Source organism: Sphingomonas sp. NPDC019816, from assembly GCF_050274375.1.
Taxonomy (GTDB): Bacteria; Pseudomonadota; Alphaproteobacteria; order Sphingomonadales; family Sphingomonadaceae; genus Sphingomonas.
The window spans coordinates 1-1,478 of sequence record NZ_JBNNOB010000267.1 but is presented as its reverse complement, the minus strand read 5'-3'; the positions used below and the strand labels follow the sequence as shown (position 1 = coordinate 1,478).

Annotated in this window: 1 protein-coding gene; it reads right to left on the bottom strand. The window is 67.5% G+C overall.

The window, feature by feature from the left end:
- On the bottom strand, positions 1–1,291 hold a 1,291-nt coding region (purH, locus tag ACQKJZ_RS19320; RefSeq protein WP_427733320.1), incomplete at its 3' end, for a bifunctional phosphoribosylaminoimidazolecarboxamide formyltransferase/IMP cyclohydrolase.
- Positions 1,292–1,478 lie beyond the last annotated feature (187 nt).

Here is a 1,478-nt window from a genome sequence, read left to right as displayed (position 1 = left end):
TCACATGCTTGGCCACCGTCCAGGCGAAGCGGCAATCGGCCAGTTCCTGCTCCGTCGGCGCACGCTTGGTCACGACCTTCAGCATGTCGTCGGTCAGGCGGCCATTGTCGCGGCTCTGGACCAGCAGGCCACCGGCGATCGACTTCATCATCAGGCCGGGGCGCGCCGGGTTGGGCAGTTCGCCCGACAGCAGCAGGCGGAGATTCTTCTTCTTGGCGAAGATTGTGCGCGCCTCGGCATTCGCATCGGGGGCCACCACGACCTCGGTGAAGATGCCCGAGATCGCTTCCGCCGTCTCGGCGTCGAGCGGACGGTTGCAGGCGATGATGCCACCGAACGCCGACACCGTGTCGCAGGCAAAGGCCGCCTGATAGGCCTCCAACAGCGTCTCGCCGCTCGCCACGCCGCAGGGGTTGGCGTGCTTTACGATGACGACGGTCGGCGGGCCGTCGAGGAACTCGCTGACCAGCTCCAGCGCGGCATCGGCATCGTTGAGGTTGTTGTAGCTCAGCGCCTTGCCCTGCAACTGCTCGGCCTGGGCGATACCCTGACCGCCCTTTTGCGGCAGATAGAGCGCGGCGACCTGATGCGGGTTCTCGCCATAACGCAGCGTTTCGGGGTGCTTGGTGAAGGCCAGCGGCAGGGTCGCCGGGAAGGCCTCGCCCTGGTCGGCAAAGGCGAACCACTGCGCGATCGCCGAGTCGTAGGCGGCGGTGGCGGCGAAGGCCTTCGCCGCCAGGCGCTGACGGGTCTTCAGCGTCGAGGCGCCGTCATTCGCGGCCAGATCGGCGAGGAAGTCGGCATAGTCGGCCGGGTCGGTCAGGATAGACACATAGCCATGGTTCTTGGCCGCCGAGCGCACCATGGACGGGCCACCGATATCGATATTCTCGATGATCTCGGGCCGCTCGGCACCCTTCGCCACCGTCTGCTGAAAGGGATAGAGGTTGACCACCACGAGGTCGATCGCGCCGATGCCATGTTCGGTCATCGCGGCGGCGTGCGCGGGGTCGTCGCGCACCGCGAGCAGGCCGCCATGGACCATCGGGTGCAGCGTCTTGACCCGGCCGTCCATCATCTCGGGGAAGTTGGTGACCTCCGAGATGTCGCGCACCGGCAGGCCCGCATCGCGGATCGCCTTGGCGGTGCCGCCGGTCGAGACCAGATCGACCCCGCGCTCGGCCAGCGCACGGGCCAGGTCGATGACGCCGGTCTTGTCGGACACCGACAACAACGCGCGGCGAACCGGCACCAGATCGACGGAGGGAGCGGTGGGGAGCGAAACGGCCATCGGGCAGCGGGTCCTGATACTGGAAGGAGTTTGCGGACCCGATAGACTCCGATTCGCCGAAGCGCAAAATGTTCCTCCCCGGCACGGGGAGGTGGCAGGCCGAAGGCCTGACGGAGGGGGGCTTCCGCATCGGGCGTCCCTTGCGGCGCTCCCCCTCCACCACCCTTCGGGTGGTCCCCCTCCCCGT